The organism is Heyndrickxia coagulans 36D1, from assembly GCF_000169195.2.
Lineage (GTDB): Bacteria > Bacillota > Bacilli > Bacillales > Bacillaceae_C > Weizmannia > Weizmannia faecalis.
On the sequence record NC_016023.1, the window covers coordinates 2362067 to 2378265 of the forward strand.

At 46.3% G+C, this 16199-nt stretch carries 16 protein-coding genes; 9 read left to right on the forward strand and 7 right to left on the reverse strand.

Going from position 1 to position 16199, the window contains the following annotated elements; all coding sequences use genetic code 11:
* The first annotated feature begins 326 nt into the window (after nt 1–326).
* The 5 genes from BCOA_RS28285 (at nt 327) to BCOA_RS28305 (ending at nt 4243) form a co-directional block, all read left to right on the forward strand.
* Nucleotides 327–1130 carry a GDSL-type esterase/lipase family protein gene (locus BCOA_RS28285; RefSeq protein ID WP_014097413.1) on the forward strand — a complete coding sequence of 268 codons (804 nt, stop codon included), beginning with the start codon at nt 327–329 and terminating at the stop codon, nt 1128–1130.
* Entirely contained in the window at nt 1127–2038 is a 912-nt protein-coding gene (locus BCOA_RS28290) for an ABC transporter ATP-binding protein (protein ID WP_014097414.1), read from the forward strand. Before BCOA_RS28285 ends, BCOA_RS28290 begins: the two co-directional genes overlap by 4 nt.
* Nucleotides 2035–3015 carry an ABC transporter permease subunit gene (locus BCOA_RS28295; RefSeq protein ID WP_014097415.1) on the forward strand — a complete coding sequence of 327 codons (981 nt, stop codon included), beginning with the start codon at nt 2035–2037 and terminating at the stop codon, nt 3013–3015. Before BCOA_RS28290 ends, BCOA_RS28295 begins: the two co-directional genes overlap by 4 nt.
* 118 nt (nt 3016–3133) lie before the next feature.
* A complete protein-coding gene (locus tag BCOA_RS28300) occupies nt 3134–3667 on the forward strand; it encodes a DUF6241 domain-containing protein (protein WP_014097416.1) in 534 nt (177 codons plus the stop codon).
* 18 nt (nt 3668–3685) lie between these two features.
* Nucleotides 3686–4243: an NADPH-dependent FMN reductase gene (locus tag BCOA_RS28305; protein ID WP_014097417.1), complete on the forward strand. Its 558-nt coding sequence runs from the start codon at nt 3686–3688 to the stop codon at nt 4241–4243.
* Nucleotides 4244–4503: 260 nt separating this feature from the next.
* On the opposite strand, the gene pflA is transcribed toward BCOA_RS28305, so the two are convergent.
* Both pflA and pflB read right to left on the reverse strand, forming a co-directional pair.
* Nucleotides 4504–5241, reverse strand: a complete 738-nt coding sequence (gene pflA / locus BCOA_RS28310) for a pyruvate formate-lyase-activating protein (RefSeq protein WP_014097418.1) — start codon at nt 5239–5241, stop codon at nt 4504–4506.
* Between the two features lie 89 nt (nt 5242–5330).
* Nucleotides 5331–7595, reverse strand: a complete 2265-nt coding sequence (gene pflB / locus BCOA_RS28315; protein ID WP_014097419.1) for a formate C-acetyltransferase — start codon at nt 7593–7595, stop codon at nt 5331–5333.
* Nucleotides 7596–7973: 378 nt separating this feature from the next.
* Here pflB and BCOA_RS28320 point away from each other — a divergent pair, with 378 nt between their 5' ends.
* On the forward strand, nt 7974–9134 hold the full coding sequence (locus BCOA_RS28320; protein WP_014097420.1) for an iron-containing alcohol dehydrogenase: 1161 nt from the start codon (nt 7974–7976) through the stop codon (nt 9132–9134).
* Nucleotides 9135–9493: 359 nt separating this feature from the next.
* A complete protein-coding gene (locus tag BCOA_RS28325; protein ID WP_014097421.1) occupies nt 9494–10330 on the forward strand; it encodes a formate/nitrite transporter family protein in 837 nt (278 codons plus the stop codon).
* Between the two features lie 62 nt (nt 10331–10392).
* Here BCOA_RS28325 and BCOA_RS28330 read toward each other — a convergent pair whose 3' ends face one another.
* Genes BCOA_RS28330 through BCOA_RS28340 form a run of 3 tightly spaced genes read right to left on the reverse strand, consistent with a single transcriptional unit; the run spans nt 10393 to nt 12619 of the window.
* Nucleotides 10393–11130: an amino acid ABC transporter ATP-binding protein gene (locus tag BCOA_RS28330; protein WP_014097422.1), complete on the reverse strand. Its 738-nt coding sequence runs from the start codon at nt 11128–11130 to the stop codon at nt 10393–10395.
* A 12-nt stretch (nt 11131–11142) separates the two neighbouring features.
* Nucleotides 11143–11835, reverse strand: a complete 693-nt coding sequence (locus BCOA_RS28335) for an amino acid ABC transporter permease (protein ID WP_014097423.1) — start codon at nt 11833–11835, stop codon at nt 11143–11145.
* Nucleotides 11822–12619 (reverse strand): amino acid ABC transporter substrate-binding protein, encoded by a 798-nt coding sequence (locus BCOA_RS28340; protein WP_014097424.1) that lies wholly within the window; start codon nt 12617–12619, stop codon nt 11822–11824. The genes BCOA_RS28335 and BCOA_RS28340 overlap by 14 nt, the downstream gene beginning before the upstream one ends.
* 150 nt (nt 12620–12769) lie before the next feature.
* Here BCOA_RS28340 and BCOA_RS28345 point away from each other — a divergent pair, with 150 nt between their 5' ends.
* Entirely contained in the window at nt 12770–13627 is an 858-nt protein-coding gene (locus BCOA_RS28345) for a proline iminopeptidase-family hydrolase (protein WP_014097425.1), read from the forward strand.
* An 8-nt stretch (nt 13628–13635) separates the two neighbouring features.
* Here BCOA_RS28345 and BCOA_RS28350 read toward each other — a convergent pair whose 3' ends face one another.
* Nucleotides 13636–14100 (reverse strand): ferritin-like domain-containing protein, encoded by a 465-nt coding sequence (locus tag BCOA_RS28350; RefSeq protein ID WP_014097426.1) that lies wholly within the window; start codon nt 14098–14100, stop codon nt 13636–13638.
* A gap of 172 nt (nt 14101–14272) precedes the next feature.
* Between BCOA_RS28350 and BCOA_RS28355 the strand changes: the two genes are divergently transcribed.
* Nucleotides 14273–15202: a manganese-dependent inorganic pyrophosphatase gene (locus BCOA_RS28355; protein ID WP_014097427.1), complete on the forward strand. Its 930-nt coding sequence runs from the start codon at nt 14273–14275 to the stop codon at nt 15200–15202.
* A gap of 328 nt (nt 15203–15530) precedes the next feature.
* Here BCOA_RS28355 and BCOA_RS28365 read toward each other — a convergent pair whose 3' ends face one another.
* Entirely contained in the window at nt 15531–16154 is a 624-nt protein-coding gene (locus tag BCOA_RS28365; protein ID WP_014097428.1) for a MarC family protein, read from the reverse strand.
* Nucleotides 16155–16199: the final 45 nt, after the last annotated feature.

A 16199-nucleotide genomic window follows, 5' to 3' on the forward strand; every position in this document is an offset into this window, starting at 1 on the left:
CGCTTGTTTGATCCCATGTGTATAAATGTTTTTTAAAAACTGTTGGGCAACACCAGCCAATCCCGCTGCGCCGGTTCATAATTCTATATCCGCTTTCCTTTACAGTACTTGGCAACTTGCACCGTTTCGTCTCCGTAAAACCCATCAGCCCTGTATTTTGGGAGAGAGCTCGCAGCAATCAAACATTTCTGCAGCGTGTTACCTGGAAACCGGACAACGCTTTTTTTAGAATGGACCCTGTGCATTTATTTAAAGCACGCGATTTTAAAAAGTCGGCTTCCTTTGCTATCCTTTAAGTTATAAACAGGAAAGAAAGGAATAGCGAAATGAAAAAGCATTTAATTTCCGCCATCTCTATTGTTTCTGCCGTGTCAGCCTTGTTGTTTCTGGCCGGCCTGTGGATGGTGTTTGAAGACCAGCAGACGAAAGCAACAGGCGTAAAGACGGAAACTGCCAGAACCGGCAATAACACGTCAAAAGCGGGTGGTACGAAACAAATCACGATTACAGCAATCGGCGACTCACTCACAAGGGGAACGGGAGATACAGCAGGAAAGGGATATGCGGGTTATGTTGCGGATCGTTTAAAGAAAAAAACGAAGAAGGCTGTTCTGCTCCAAAACAATGGCATCAAAGGGCTTACATCAAGCGGGCTGCTTGAGCAGATCAAACAGCCGCAAATCAAACGCGAACTCAAGAGCGCGGATATCATTTTGCTGACCATCGGCGGCAATGATTTGTTTGCGGGCGGGGAGGCGCTTGACCATTTGAATACCGCCTATATCGAAAAGCTGGAAAAGCCTTATTTGGCCAATTTAAAACAGATCTACGCAGGGATCCAGGCTGTGAACAAAACGGCAATCGTCTATCATGTCGGGCTGTATAATCCTTTTATTGACTTGTCCGAGGCGAAAACGACATCTGCGATCGTCAGAAAATGGAACTTTGATTCTGCTTCTGTCGCGTCTGACTTTCCAAAAATCATCTATGTGCCGACGTTTGACCTTTTTGAACAAAATGTAAACGACTATTTATACAGTGACAAATTCCATCCGAATACGGCCGGTTATCAACTGATCGGAGAGCGTGTTGCTTCCCTGATCCATTATCGGGAGGAGAAAGCGAAATGACGACGATTCCCGCACTTAAGGTTATCGATGTCCATAAAAAAATTGGCAGGAAAGAAATCATCAAAGGCATCAGTTTTGAAGTGATGCCGGGAGAGGTATTCGGATTTCTCGGGCCGAACGGGGCAGGGAAGACAACAACCATTCGGATGCTGACAGGTCTGATCCGCCCGACTTCGGGAAAAATTTTGATCGGCGGAAAAAACGTACGGACCGAGTTTACGGAAGCCATGAAAAATCTCGGTTGCATTGTCGAAAATCCGGAGATGTACCCGTTTTTGACCGGCTATGAAAATCTTGCCTATTTTGCACGGATGGATCCGTCCATTCCGAGAAACAGGCTGGATGAAGTGGCGGCGCTCGTTGGCTTAACTGGCCGGATCCATGATAAAGTAAAAACATACTCTCTCGGCATGCGGCAAAGGCTTGGCATTGCCCAGGCGCTCCTTGGAAACCCGAAGCTTTTGATTCTTGATGAACCGACAAACGGGCTTGACCCGGCAGGCATCCGGGAAATGCGCGAATTTATCCGGTCGCTTGCCGAAAAAGCGCATTTAAGCGTCCTCGTTTCTTCGCATTTGTTAAGCGAAGTGCAGCTGATGTGCGACAAAGTGGCCATTATCCATAACGGCCAGGTGATTCGGACCGGGAATGTACACGAGCTGCTTTCCGAAAAAGCGCGTACCTTTTGGAAAGTTGCGCCAATAGAGAAAGCACGCACCTTGCTTCAGGCGGAGACACAGGTGGCAGAAGGGGAAGACGGCCTCCTTGTGACCCCTTATGATGAAGAAAAAAATGCTTTATGGAACGAGATGCTCGTTCAAAACGGGGTCAGGGTGAAAGAAATGAAGGCCGTGCTGCCGGCGCTTGAAGATTTGTTTTTGGAACTGACAGGGGGCAGGAAAAAATGATCCAACTTATATACAATGAACAGTTGAAGCTTTGGAAGAAAAAGCGGATTCTTGTCATTATCTTGATTATCGCCTGCCTTGTTCCCATTTTTACCTACGCGCAGTACAAAGAATCGAAAGCGCTGCAGGAAAAAATCGGGACAACCGACTGGCGGGTTAAGCTCCAGAAACAAATTGTCGATACGCAAAACCGGCTCGGATCGGCAAGCCTTTCTGATGATTTTAAAAAATATTTGCGTATCACATTGAGCCAGGAACAATATTATCTCAACCACAACATCAATCCGAACGCGCCGGGCGCCCCGACGTTTATGCGGGTATTTATTGAAAATGCGATCGGCATGCTTTTGCCACTGTTCGTCATGGTGGCGGCAAGCGATATTGTGTCTGCTGAGGCGGGCAGCGGGACAATCAAATTATTGCTGACGCGCCCTGTGAAAAGATGGCGCATCCTGCTTAGCAAGTACATTGCCATGCTGCTGTCCGTTTCGTTTATTTTGCTGTGCACAGCCGTTTTTACCTATGCCATTTCCGGAATAGTATTCGGCTACCGCGGCTGGAACATGCCAATGCTTACCGGTTTTACGATAAAAGGGGACGAGCTCCTTACTGCACATGTGCATGCTGTCCCGCAATGGAAATATTTGCTCATGGCGTTCGGCCTTGCCTGGTTTGTCTGCGTCGTTTCAGGCAGCCTCACGTTTATGCTTTCTGTCCTGTTGCGCAGCACGGCCGCCGTAATGGGAATTATGTTATCCTCATTGATTGCCGGCGCGATTTTGACCAACATGGTATCGGCTTGGCCAAGCGCAAAATATTTGTTTATGGTGAATTTGCAGCTGACAAATTATCTCAATGGTACAAGCCCGCCTGTTGCAGGCATGACGCTCGGATTTTCGGTTGCTGTGCTGCTTGTGTGGCTTTTTCTCTCGCTCGTGGTTTCTTTTGTTGTGTTTACAAAACGGGATGTTTATTAAGAAAAACGGAATTCCGCCAATTTCCGGTAAAATTTTTTCGCTGCATTAATACAATGATAAAGCAGGATTTTTTACGGGGCAGCACGAATTTCGTATGATAAGCAAAGGGGGAGATGCTGTGTTTCAACGGTTTGTCGTTGGGATGGGGATTGCTGTGTTTATGTTTATTGCAGGTGTCACTTATTTTTACTTTAACAAAGGAGAAGCGATTGCAACGGAGGCAGCACCTTCGAAAAAACCGGCTGCAGAGGAAGAGACGGCTGCAAAAGCGGTTATACAGGAAAGCTTCCGCCAGAAGACGCCTGAGCGCAAACTTTCGGCATACAAAAGCATGAGCGAAGAAGCATTGGTGCAGGAAGTACATAATATGACGCATCAAAAAGTGGCGGCAAATGAAAAATGGGGAGCTTCCGAAATCACAAAAGAAAAGGTGGACGCCCTGTATTCGGCAATTAGCAATCAAACTTTTGCGGATACAGAACTGCAGGATATGCTGCTCAGTATATTAAAACCGTGGAAAAAAGGCGATTTCAGCAATGCGGTGAAGGCCCATAATGAGATTTGGGCTTACCAGAAAGGCAACATCGGAAAAGCGGAGCGGCGGTTGACGCCTTCTGAAGAAGCGGCATATATTAAGGAAAATTTCAAATGACATCAGGAAGTGGAAACGGTGAAAATTTTAGGTATATCCGGCTCGCTTACCGGTGAGAAGACCTCCATTGGTGTATATGAGGTGCTTATGGCAATTAAAGCGGAAGATCCGGAAGCGGAAACTGAACTGCTCGATTTAAAAGATTATGAAGTGGAGTTTGCAAGAGGGTTTCCACTTTCTTATTACAATGATGATACGATTGCGGTCGTTAATAAAATGCTTGAAGCGGATATCCTTGTTTTTGGCTCGCCAATTTACCAGGCGTCCATTACAGGCGCTTTGAAAAATCTGCTCGACCATTTGCACCGCGATGCTTTTCAGTCCAAAGTATGCGGCATTGTGATGAACGGCGGCTCGGACAAACATTTTCTTGTTGCTGAATACCAGCTGAAACCGGTGTTAACCTTTTTAAAGGCCACCTGTGCAGTCCGCAATGTTTTTATCCACAATGATGATTTTAATGAGGACAATGAAATCATCAATGCCGATATCCAGGCACGCATCCGAAAGCTTGCGCATGAACTGTTGCAATTGAGAAAAGCTTTCTCCGGAGGCAATCCTGGAAATTTGGGATGATGCACTTTTGCCTAGTGCCGTGGCCGTTGCGCATGGGCGATAGTGGATCATCAGCGAAGCTTAGGTAGACGTGCTCTAGGCGAAGGAAGGCGACCATTTTGCCGTTTATCTTGCCGTATGACGCGTTACCAGCAAAAGGATAAAAAACCCCGGGGCAATTTTTCAGGGGAGAGGAGCTCTAAGTTTTTCCACTTTCTTAACATTGTATCGTTCTTTTAGGCGGAATAAAAAAGTGCCGGCGGACAGCCGGCGCTTTTTCTTTACTGCAATTCCCTTTTTAAAATCTGTTCCGCATGTGCAACTTGTTCTTTTGTCGGCGGTTCGACACCTTTGAGGGGATAGTCGATGCCGAGCGCCTCATATTTGTAGACGCCTAACTTATGGTACGGAAGGATTTCAATTTTTTCAACGTTTGGCAGCGAATGGATAAAATCAGATGTTTTTTGCAAATCTTCTTCTGAATCGACGCTGGGAACGAGCACATGGCGGATCCAGACCGGAATATGCTTGTCAGCGAGATACCGGGCGAAATCGAGAATATGCTCATTTGACATGCCCGTCAGCCATTTATGCTTTTCCGGGTCAATATGCTTGATGTCCAATAACACAAGATTTGTATATTTCATCAATTCATCCAGTTTTTCCATAAACCGGAGACTGCGCGAGAAACATCCGCCCGCTGTGTCAATGGCAGTATGGACGCCAATTTCTTTGCACGCTTTAAACAATTCGATTAGAAAATCGAGGTGCAAAAGTGGTTCGCCGCCGCTCACTGTAATGCCACCGCCGGAAGCTTTAATAAAAGGCAGGTAATCGCGCACATCGCTCATAATCTCTTCGACGCTCATTTCATTGCCTTCATTGATTTTCCATGTATCCGGGTTGTGGCAAAATTTGCAGCGCAGCGGGCAGCCTTGCGTAAATACGACATAGCGGATGCCAGGCCCGTCGACTGTGCCAAACGATTCAGTGGAATGAATGCGCGTTGTCATGTTCATCTCAATCAAATCCTTCTATATAGATTCCCCATAAGTTAAGTGTTTAATAGGGGGGAGGGGGCACGCAGGTGCATGCCGCCCGAATCAGTTTACATCATTTCATGGAACGTGCGGTTAATGACTTCAAGTTGTTGTTCCCTTGTCAATTTGATGAAGTTTACCGCATATCCCGATACACGGATCGTCAATTGCGGATATTTTTCCGGATGATCCATCGCATCCAGCAATGTTTCGCGATGCAGGACGTTGACGTTTAAGTGGTGCGCTTTTTTCGCCATATAGCCGTCCAGCATGCCGTCCAGGTTGGAGACCTGTGTTTCTTCTTCGTGTCCGAGCGCTTCCGGGACAATCGAGAAAGTGTTGGAAATGCCGTCAAGCGAATATTTATAAGGCAGTTTCGCAACAGATGTCAACGATGCGACTGCGCCGTGGGAATCGCGGCCGTGCATCGGGTTTGCACCAGGTGCGAACGGTTCGCCTGCTTTCCGGCCGTCCGGAGTGCTTCCTGTTTTCTTGCCGTATACAACGTTCGATGTAATCGTCAAGATCGAAGAAGTATGGACAGCGTTCCGGTAAGTCGGATATTTTTGCAGTTTTTGCATAAACGATTTGACGAGATTGACGGCAATTTGGTCGACGCGGTCATCGTTGTTGCCGTATTTCGGGTAATCGCCTTCGACTTCATAGTCAACAGCAAGGCCGTCTTCGTCACGGATGACTTTTACTTTCGCGTATTTGATGGCGCTTAGAGAGTCGGCTGCAACAGACAGGCCGGCAACGCCGCAAGCCATCGTGCGCAGTACATTGCGATCATGCAATGCCATTTCAAGCCGTTCATAGCTGTATTTGTCATGCATATAATGAATGATGTTCAAAGCATTGATATAAACGCCTGCAAGCCAGTCTAGCATCCGATCGTATTTTTCCATGACTTCATCGTAATCGAGATATTCCGATGTGATCGGCTGGAACGGAGGTGCGACTTGCATTTTATACCGTTCATCAACGCCGCCGTTAATCGCATACAGCAAAGCTTTTGCCAGGTTGGCACGGGCGCCGAAGAATTGCATTTGTTTGCCGATCCGCATCGCCGATACACAGCAGGCAATGCCATAATCGTCTCCGTATTCTTCACGCATTAAGTCGTCGTTTTCATATTGGATGGCGCTTGTCTTGATCGACATTTTCGCGCAATATTGTTTCCATTTATCCGGCAGTTTCGTCGACCAGAGCACGGTCAGGTTCGGTTCCGGCGCAGGGCCGAGATTATCGAGCGTGTTCAGGAAGCGGAACGAGTTTTTCGTAACGAGTGTACGGCCGTCCAAAGCCATGCCGCCGATCGATTCTGTTACCCATGTCGGGTCGCCGCTGAACAGTTCATTGTAATCTTCCGTCCTTGCAAATTTGACGAGGCGGAGTTTCATGACAAAGTGGTCGACGAGTTCTTGTGCTTCCCGTTCAGTCAGGACACCGTTTTTCAAATCTCTTTCAATATAAATGTCAAGGAAAGTGGATGTGCGCCCAAGACTCATGGCCGCACCATTTTGTTCCTTAATGGCAGCCAGATACGCGAAATACAGCCATTGGAAAGCTTCTTGTGCGTTTGAAGCCGGTTCGGAAATATCGAATCCGTAGCTTTGTGCCATTTGTTTCAATTCTTGCAATGCACGAATTTGTTCCGAATGTTCTTCACGTTCACGGATGACTTCTTCTGTCATCAAGCCGCAGCCGATTAAATCGAGATCTTTTTTCTTTTGCTCAATTAAATAATCTACACCGTAAAGGGCAACGCGCCGGTAGTCGCCGATAATGCGGCCGCGGCCGTAAGCATCCGGAAGGCCTGTTACAATGCCGGCATGCCGTGCAGCTTTGATTTCCGGTGTGTAGGCATCGAATACACCCTGGTTATGGGTTTTCCGCCATTCTGTAAAAATATGTTTGATTTCCGGATCAATTTCATAGCCGTAAGATTTTAAGGCACTTTCTGCCATCCGGATTCCGCCAAACGGCATCATCGAACGTTTGAACGGTTTATCGGTTTGGAAACCGACAATTTTTTCAAGTTCTTTGTTTAAATAGCCTGGGCCATGCGAGGTAATGGTGGATACAATTTTCGTATCCATATCCAGGACGCCGCCTTTTTCGCGTTCCTGTTTCGACAGTTCCATGACCTGATCCCATAATTTTAAAGTGGCTTCAGTCGGGCCGGCAAGAAAGCTTTCATCGCCTTCGTAAGGGGTTACATTTTTCAAAATGAAGTCCCTTACATCGATTTCTTTTTGCCAGTTTCCTCCTTTGAAGCCTTCCCATTGTTTTTTGGAGAGCGTTGCTTTTGTCAGTAATTGTTCAGTCATTTTAAATGGCCTCCTTTAAGCCGATTAATGAGCTGCCTTCAGAATTGGATGTTTGTTTGTTAAATAGTGAACATTTCTTATTACGCTTTCATTTTAGCATGGTCGATTTTAAAAAGATAGTGATAGCGTTCACATTTCAAGGCCGAAAAATGCAGTTGTCAAAGAATGTTCAAAACATTTGGCCGTAGATATATAATAGAAAAATGCGATGAAAGCGTGTTATAACACAAATTGATCAGTTTTTCACATGATTATTCTTCTTGAGGAGAGTTTGTGATTTGGTAACATGCTCAATATTTCACAAAATTGGCACAGCCAGATGAAAGCGTTTGCGTTATATTTTTCATGTAAGCAGTTACATAAAAGGAGTGGGGAAAGATGTTAACAGGATTACGTACTGATTTTCAAATGCCTTCCGTAAACTTGTTTGGACAGGGGACGGCAGAAGAAATTGGAAACAGGCTGAAAAATCTTGGGTGTCGCAGACCGCTGATTGTAACCGATGAAGGGCTCCACCAACTGGGGTATTCCGAAAAAATTGCAGCCTATATAAAAGAAGCCGGCCTGGAAGTGGCGATCTATCCGAAGGCTGAACCAAATCCGACAGACAAAAATGTGGAAGACGGGTTAAAAACCTATCATGAAGAAAATTGCGATTCAATCGTTTCACTTGGCGGCGGGAGCGCGCATGACTGTGCAAAAGGGATCGGGCTCGTTGCGGCCAATGGGGGCAAAATCCATGATTATGAAGGGCTGGACCGTTCTGAAAAACCAATGGTGCCGCTCGTTGCAATTAATACAACAGCCGGGACTGCCAGCGAAATGACAAAATTTACGATTATTACCGATACGAGTCGGAAAGTGAAAATGGCGATTGTAGATAAACATGTGACACCGGTTTTGTCCATTAATGATCCATTATTAATGGTCGGGATGCCGCCGTCTTTAACTGCGGCAACGGGGCTTGACGCTTTGACCCATGCAGTGGAAGCATATGTTTCAACTGCGGCCACACCGGTAACGGATGCATGCGCCATTAAAGCGATTCAAATTATTCCGCAATATTTGCCAAAGGCTGTTGCAAACGGCAATGATATGGAAGCGCGTGAACAAATGGTATATGCGCAGTATTTGGCAGGCATGGCGTTTAATAATGCATCTTTGGGCTATGTCCACGCGATTGCGCACCAGTTCGGCGGTTTCTATAACTTGCCGCACGGCGTTTGCAATGCGATTTTGCTCCCGCATGTGTGCCGTTTCAATCTGATTGCGCGGAAAGAAAGATTTGCAGAAATTGCCGTTGCACTGGGTGAGAAGACGGATAGCCTGAGCGTCGACGAAGCGGCGGAAAAAGCCATTACAGCAATTGAAAGGCTGGCAGCACAGCTGAACATTCCGAAAGGCTTTAAAGAACTCGGGGCTAAAGAAGAAGATATCGAAATCCTCGCCCAGCATGCAATGCAGGATGCGTGCGCAGCCACAAACCCGCGCAAACCAACACAAAAAGAAGTGGAAGCGATTATAAAAGCAGCGATGTAAGGAAGAAGACGGAGGAGGTGTGAACAGCATCTCCTCCTTTTTATTCACCCAAATCCGTAATTTATTTTCCTAATCCTGAGATTTATTCACCCCAACGTGGGGATCTGTAAATTTATTTTTTTATACTAAAGATTTACACTTCATCTTACTATTTATCTTCCCATACCTCAAATGTATTATTCCAATCTCGCTTTCTCGGAATTTTCATATCCTTGCTGGTTTACCTTTTCTCGTGTAATCGTTTCATAAACGTTCAAAATATATACAAACACAAACAGGGAAAAAGGGGATATGATAGAAAGGCAGTTGTTTGTGATATGATTCACAATTAAACATTTTTCATGTTGGAGATGGTGTTTATGTACGAGGCCGTTGAATCTGTTGTTCAAATGGCATTAAATAAGAAAAAATATCTGGAAGAATCCTTGCTTCGTTATGTGACAAAAGCAGCGTTGGCAAGTATGTTCATCGGTTTTGCCATTATAATATGTTACCGTCTTGCTGAGCCGTTTTTTGATGCGAAGTCTCCGGTTACTTCCTTTATGGCTTCAATATTTTTTGGCGCAGCGCTTGTGCTTATTATGTTTGGCGGCGGCGAGCTTTTTACCGGCAATACGATGATGATGACAATGAGCACGGTAAAAAAAGCGACAACTTGGAAAGATGCGCTCACAAACTGGGTGGCAACGTATGCCGGAAATTTGATCGGTGCGGCGATTTTCGCGCTGTTTATCCATTACAGCGGACTCTATGCGGATTCGGATAACAGCCAGTTTTTAATGTCGGTTGTTGGTGGGAAAATTAGCCTGACGACGGCCCAAATGTTTTTCCGTTCGATTCTTTGTAACTGGCTTGTTTGTTTAGGGTTCTGGGTTCCGATAAACGTAAAGGGAGACGGGGCTAAAATCGCTTCGATGATGCTGCTCGTGTTTGGCTTCGTCATTTCAGGCTACGAACACAGCATTGCCAATATGGTGCTGTTCTCGCTGGCACTTGCCGCACCATACCCGGATACCATTACACTCGTGGGCATTTTGCACAACCTTGGTGTGGTAACGCTCGGCAATATGATTGGCGGCGGCGTCTTTGTCGGTGCCATGTACGCCTTCTTAACATCAAAGAAAAAAGAAAAAGTGCCGGTTGCTGTTGTTGACACACACACCGTATCCCCTTTTTCGGCTGAAAAAATCAAGTAATATAAAACGAGCTGCCTGATAGAGGGCAGCTCGTTTTATATCGAAAAACCTGATCCGTTTCATTAGTTTTGAATCAGCTGCAGGAATTGCTTGGTCCGTGCATTTTTTGGATGATGGAATACTTCTTCCGGTTTGCCTTGCTCCAGGATGACACCGCCATCCATGAAAATCACCTTGTCTGCAACTTCGCGGGCAAACCGCATTTCGTGTGTGACAACGGCCATTGTCATCCCTTCTTCAGCAAGCTCCTTCATCACATTTAGCACGCCGCTCACAAGTTCCGGGTCCAGTGCGGATGTCGGTTCGTCAAACAGCATTACTTCCGGCTCCATCGCAAGCGCCCGCGCAATCCCGGCGCGCTGCTGCTGACCGCCGGAAAGGCTTGCCGGATACGCATCTTTTTTATCAAGCAGGCCTACCTTTTCCAGCAGCATTTCAGCTTTTTTTACTGCATCCTGGCGGTTTTTCCTTTTTACAATGATAGGCCCCTCAATCACATTTTCGAGAACCGTTTTATGCGGGAAAAGATTGTACTGTTGGAAAACCATGCCGGATTTTTGCCGCAAAGCCGCGCGTTCTTTTTTACCGGGATGTTGGGAAAAGTCAACGGATACATCACCGATCTGTACTCTGCCTTGATTTGGAACTTCAAGAGCATTCATGCAGCGAAGCAGCGTGGTTTTACCAGAACCGGATGGGCCGATGATGACGATCACTTTCCCTTTTTCAATGGTTAAGTCAATTCCTTTTAGCACTTCAAGGTTGCCGAATTGTTTATGTAACCCTTCTATTCGAATCATACAGGTCCCTCCTTACTTGCTGATGTATTTATCAAAACGGCCTTCCAATTTTTGCTGGATTATTGAGAGAATCAAACAAATCACCCAGTACAAAAAGGCCGCTTCGACATACAGCAGCATAAATTGATAAGTGGTGGAGGCAATTTCCTGGGCTTTACGGAACAGATCGGCCACCAAAATCAAGGAAGCAAGAGACGTATCCTTCACGAGACTGATAAACGTATTAGAAAGTGGCGGTACCGATACGCGGACGGCCTGTGGGAGTACAATTCTTCTCAAAGCCTGTGAATAGTTCATCCCGATCGAATAGGCTGCTTCCCATTGTCCCTTTGGAATCGACAAAATCGCTGCCCTGATAATTTCTGATGCATACGCGCCGACATTGAGCGAAAAGCCGATAATGGCGGCTGGAAAAGAACCAATGGTAATGTGCACAGACGGCAGCCCGTAAAAAATGATAAATAATTGCACAAGCAACGGGGTTCCGCGGATTGCTGAGACATAGATTCGGGCAATCCATTCCAGTATTTTAATGCCGGAAATCCGTGCCAGCGCCGTGGCGAGTGCCAGCACAAGACCGATACAGAAAGTAATAATCGTTAATGGAATCGTATAATGCAAAGCTCCCTTCAGCATCGACAGAAGGGAACTTTGCACCAAATGCAGCTGGTTGCTGCTGATAAACGCAAGGTTATTGGGAAACATCTTCACCAAACCATTTCTTTGAAATTTTTGTTAGTGTGCCGTCTTTTTTCATATCTTTTAAAGCATCATTTACTTTGTCTGTCAATTTTCCTGAATGTTTCCGGAACAAAAGAGCGGATTTGCTGGCATCGTTTGCGGTGGCGGCAACTTTAATGGCAGCATTCGGTTTTTGCTTTTTGTAATCCAGATAAGTTAGGGAATCATTGACCGTTGCATCCACACGATTTGAAGTCAAAAGCTGGATCGCTTGGTTAAAGCCTTCCACACTTACAATATTGGCACCATTTTTCTTGGCAATAGTGGCAAAGTTGCTTGTAAGCGATTGGGCTGATTTTTTGCCTTTTAAATCAGCAAAGGACTTGATGTTCGTATTGTCTTTGCGTACAAGGACAACGGCTTTTGAAATCGTATATGGTGTGGAAAAATCATATTTTTTCTGGCGGTCTGCGCGGATCCCGACTTGGTTTGCGATCATATCAAACCGTTTGGAATTGAGCCCGGCAAACATGGCATCCCACTGGGTTTCTTTAAATTCGGCTTTTAATCCGAGCCGTTTTGCAACTTCTTTTGCAACATCAATATCGTAGCCTGTTAATTTTCCGTTTTTATGGAAAGAAAATGGCGGATATGTTCCTTCTGTCCCGATCAAAAGGACGCCTTTTGATTTGATCTGGCCGTATAAGTCATTGGATTTTGAAGCGTTCTGGTTGTCCGTATTTTTTCCGCATGCCGTTAACGCAAGCAGCAAGCAAAACACGGCCAGCCATTTGATGTATTTTCTCATGTTGTCAACTCCCTTTTTATTATCTTTACAGTCTACAGCTATGCTTTAACCAGCATTTTGTATTGTAAACAAAGGGGTAAAAAATATCCAGAAAAAAGGCTTTGTATAGTAAAATATGGATGAGGGAAAGCGAAAGGTGGTTAACCCAATATGGCAGAAGGATATGTGAAAGTCACGGGAGGGAATGTCTTTTACAAAATAACGGGCACCGGAAGCAAAACGCCGCTTATCGTATTGCACGGCGGGCCTGGTGGGACACATATGCCGTTTTTTGCCCTTGAAGCACTCGGGGATGAACGGCCGGTTGTCTTTTACGACCAGCTCGGTTCCGGAAGATCAGACCACCCGGATGACCCCTTACTCTGGACAATTGACAGATTCACAGAGGAGCTTGCCCGGCTTCGTGAGGCACTTGCATTGGATAAAGTCCACATCCTCGGCCATTCGTGGGGAACAATGCTTGCGGCAAACTATTTGCTGAAGCAGCCGGCAGGGGTAAAAAGCGTTATATTTTCCGGGCCATGCCTGAGCGCTCCACAGTGGAAAGAGGATCAGGATGAACACCGGAAACAGCTGCCGCCCGATGTCCAGGAAATTTTGGCGCGTTCAGAACGCGAGGGGCGGACATCCTCTCCGGAATACAAAGAGGCAATGAAAGTTTTCTATAAAAAATTTGTCAACCGTCTTGAAGAAAAGCCGGCCGTCTTGCAATCGGAATTTGCCCGTCCGAATGAAGAAGTATACTTGACGATGTGGGGGCCGTCAGAATTTTACCCGTCCGGCAATTTGAAAACATTTGACGTAACAGGCCGCCTGCATGAGATCAGGCTGCCTGCCTTATTTACCTGCGGGCGTTACGATGAAGCCAGGCCGGAAACAACGAGGGCCTATAGCCGGCTCATACCGGGGGCAAAATTCCATATGTTTGAAAACAGCTCACACCAGCCGTACCTTGAAGAGCCCCATGAATTTGTGCGGGTGATCCGGGAATTTTTGGCAGGTGTTTGAGCGCACGGTCAGCGGATATTGATGAGCAGATAAAGAAACCAGACGGCGTGATGCTGTTCGTCTCTTGCCGCTTCAAGAAACGCCTGCTTCATGGCAGGGCTATTTGCGGAACGCGCCAATTCTCTGTAAAAATCGACCGTGTTTTGTTCGTCTTTCACGGCAAATTCAAGCCCTCCTTTGTAAGTGGAAGGGCAGGCTTCGCTGATTTGCGGCTGCGGCCTTCTGCCTGTGAGGTTCGTGTAAAACTGCGAAAATGTCTGGAAATGGCGAATCTCATCATCACGGATTTCCATAATGATGTTACGGGCTTCAGCAGACGGGGCTCTCCTTGCGATTTGCTCGTAGCAGGCGATGGCACTATATTCGCCGTTTATTGCCTGGATTAGATTGGCGAGCCATACTGCCTGCTGGTTCCCGGCGTCAGGCTGTGTGTTTCTCAAACCGGCATGATCATCAAACGGATGGACAAACATTGGATTCCCTCCTCACTTTCAACCGGTATATCGTATGATGGGCAAAAGCGGATCGTTCCGATTTTTTCTGATCCATCCAGCGGACAATGTTTAAAAATTTTCCCGAAATGTTTTATAATAGGAATGTCTATGCCAGATTTCCTTCATATTTTTTTAGAAAAGGAGCAAAGAAATGGAAAAAGTATTTGTTTTCGGCCATAAAAACCCGGATACGGATGCGATTTGTTCAGCGATTGCCTATGCAGCGTTAAAAACAAAATTGGGCGTTGACGCGGAGGCGGTCCGGTTAGGAGAATTGAGCAATGAAACGAAATTCGCATTGGAAACATTCCACATGGAAGCGCCGCGCCTCGTTCAAACGGTTGCAAACGAAGTGGAAAATGTCATTCTTGTGGACCATAATGAACGCCAGCAAAGCGCGGACGACATTGACAGCGTGCGGGTCCTTGAAGTCATTGACCACCATCGCATCGCCAATTTTGAAACGAGCGACCCGCTCTATTACCGTGCGGAACCGGTCGGCTGTACAGCAACGATTTTAAATAAACTTTACAAAGAGAATGGGGTTGAAATCAGTAAAGAAATAGCTGGCCTGATGCTTTCTGCGATCATCTCCGACTCGCTTTTGTTTAAATCCCCGACTTGCACGGAAGAAGATGTGAAGGCAGCGAAAGAACTGGCTGAAATTGCCGGTGTGGATGCAGATACATACGGCCTTGAAATGCTGAAAGCCGGCGCGGATTTAAGTGACAAAACGGTGGAACAGCTGATTACACTTGACTCCAAAGAATTTGATATGGCTGGCCATAAAGTGGTGATTGCCCAGGTAAATGCCGTTGATACAAATGACGTGCTCGTGAAACAGGCGGAAATTGAACAGGCGATCCAAGCGCAGATTACAGACAGAGGGCTTGATTTGTTCCTGTTTGTTGTAACGGATATTTTAACAAACGATTCCGTCGCACTTGCACTCGGCAAATCGGCGGATATTGTGGAAAAAGCCTATAATGTCAAGCTGGAAAACAACACGGCCACTTTAAAAGGCGTTGTATCACGGAAAAAACAAATTGTTCCGGTTTTAACCGAATCCTTTCATAGCTGAAAAAACCGGTGCCGACACATGGCACCGGCTTTTTTCATTCCAAGAAACCGGAACAGGGCTTTCAGATACCCGTATGATCCTTGGGTATTGTGCTGCCTTTTCAAATTTTGGCTTGCGGAACCCCGCTGTTTCCGCAACCGGCACCGGTTTTTTCAACGGGGGATCGGAATGCGACTCAGATACCCGTATGATCCTTGGGTATTGTGCTGCCTTTTCAAATTTTGGCTTGCGGAACCCCGCTGTTTCCGCAACCGGCACCGTTTTTTCAACCGGGGGACCAGAACGGGACGCAGATATCCATATGTTCCGTATATGGAAGCGGATTGTTTTACAGCTTCGGGAACAGCCCGTGGATGCCGCTTGCGATCATTTGAACCGCCATGACGGCAAGAATCAGCCCCATCAGCCTTGTTATAATGTTAAGGCCGCTTTGCCCGAGCTTAGAGATAATCGAAGATGAATAATAAAACAATACAAAGGTTAAAGCGAGCACAATGGTATAGCCGATTAAAACACTTGCCAGGTTTGGCAGGGAATGGGAAGACGTCTGCGCCATGACGGTTGCGATCGTCCCGGGCCCGGCCAGGATCGGGAGGGCAAGCGGTGTAATAGAGATGTCATCCCGGGCTTCAACTTCTTTCCGCTCATTCGGATGCGGGCTTTGCGATCTTGCATTTTTAGCGTGCAGCAGGCTGTAGGCAATCCCGAAGATTAAGATCCCCCCTGCAACGCGAAACGCATGAATCGTAATCCCGAAGACCTCGAACAATAATTTTCCAAGAAAAAGAAAAACCGTTAGTATGATAAAAGAAACAATGACCGCTTTGCGGGCGGTTTTCCGTTTGTCCTTTAAGGAATATCCACCAGTTAATGAAATGAAGATTGGAATATTCCCGATCGGATTCATCACCGCAAAAAAACCGAGCGAAAGTTTTATAATTTCGCCGAACAATTTCTACACCCCTTTTTGTTTATTTTTTATTGCATTACCCTGTTG

What these genes read in the sequence shown, in the direction of transcription:
- BCOA_RS28345 (WP_014097425.1), top strand. Translation starts at nt 12,770, where the DNA reads ATGGCAGAAGGATATGTGAAAGTCACGGGAGGGAATGTCTTTTACAAA.
- BCOA_RS28350 (WP_014097426.1), bottom strand. Translation starts at nt 14,100, where the DNA reads ATGTTTGTCCATCCGTTTGATGATCATGCCGGTTTGAGAAACACACAG.
- BCOA_RS28320 (WP_014097420.1), top strand. Translation starts at nt 7,974, where the DNA reads ATGTTAACAGGATTACGTACTGATTTTCAAATGCCTTCCGTAAACTTG.
- BCOA_RS28355 (WP_014097427.1), top strand. Translation starts at nt 14,273, where the DNA reads ATGGAAAAAGTATTTGTTTTCGGCCATAAAAACCCGGATACGGATGCG.
- BCOA_RS28325 (WP_014097421.1), top strand. Translation starts at nt 9,494, where the DNA reads ATGTACGAGGCCGTTGAATCTGTTGTTCAAATGGCATTAAATAAGAAA.
- BCOA_RS28295 (WP_014097415.1), top strand. Translation starts at nt 2,035, where the DNA reads ATGATCCAACTTATATACAATGAACAGTTGAAGCTTTGGAAGAAAAAG.
- BCOA_RS28340 (WP_014097424.1), bottom strand. Translation starts at nt 12,619, where the DNA reads ATGAGAAAATACATCAAATGGCTGGCCGTGTTTTGCTTGCTGCTTGCG.
- pflB (WP_014097419.1), bottom strand. Translation starts at nt 7,595, where the DNA reads ATGACTGAACAATTACTGACAAAAGCAACGCTCTCCAAAAAACAATGG.
- pflA (WP_014097418.1), bottom strand. Translation starts at nt 5,241, where the DNA reads ATGAACATGACAACGCGCATTCATTCCACTGAATCGTTTGGCACAGTC.
- BCOA_RS28330 (WP_014097422.1), bottom strand. Translation starts at nt 11,130, where the DNA reads ATGATTCGAATAGAAGGGTTACATAAACAATTCGGCAACCTTGAAGTG.
- BCOA_RS28290 (WP_014097414.1), top strand. Translation starts at nt 1,127, where the DNA reads ATGACGACGATTCCCGCACTTAAGGTTATCGATGTCCATAAAAAAATT.
- BCOA_RS28335 (WP_014097423.1), bottom strand. Translation starts at nt 11,835, where the DNA reads ATGTTTCCCAATAACCTTGCGTTTATCAGCAGCAACCAGCTGCATTTG.
- BCOA_RS28285 (WP_014097413.1), top strand. Translation starts at nt 327, where the DNA reads ATGAAAAAGCATTTAATTTCCGCCATCTCTATTGTTTCTGCCGTGTCA.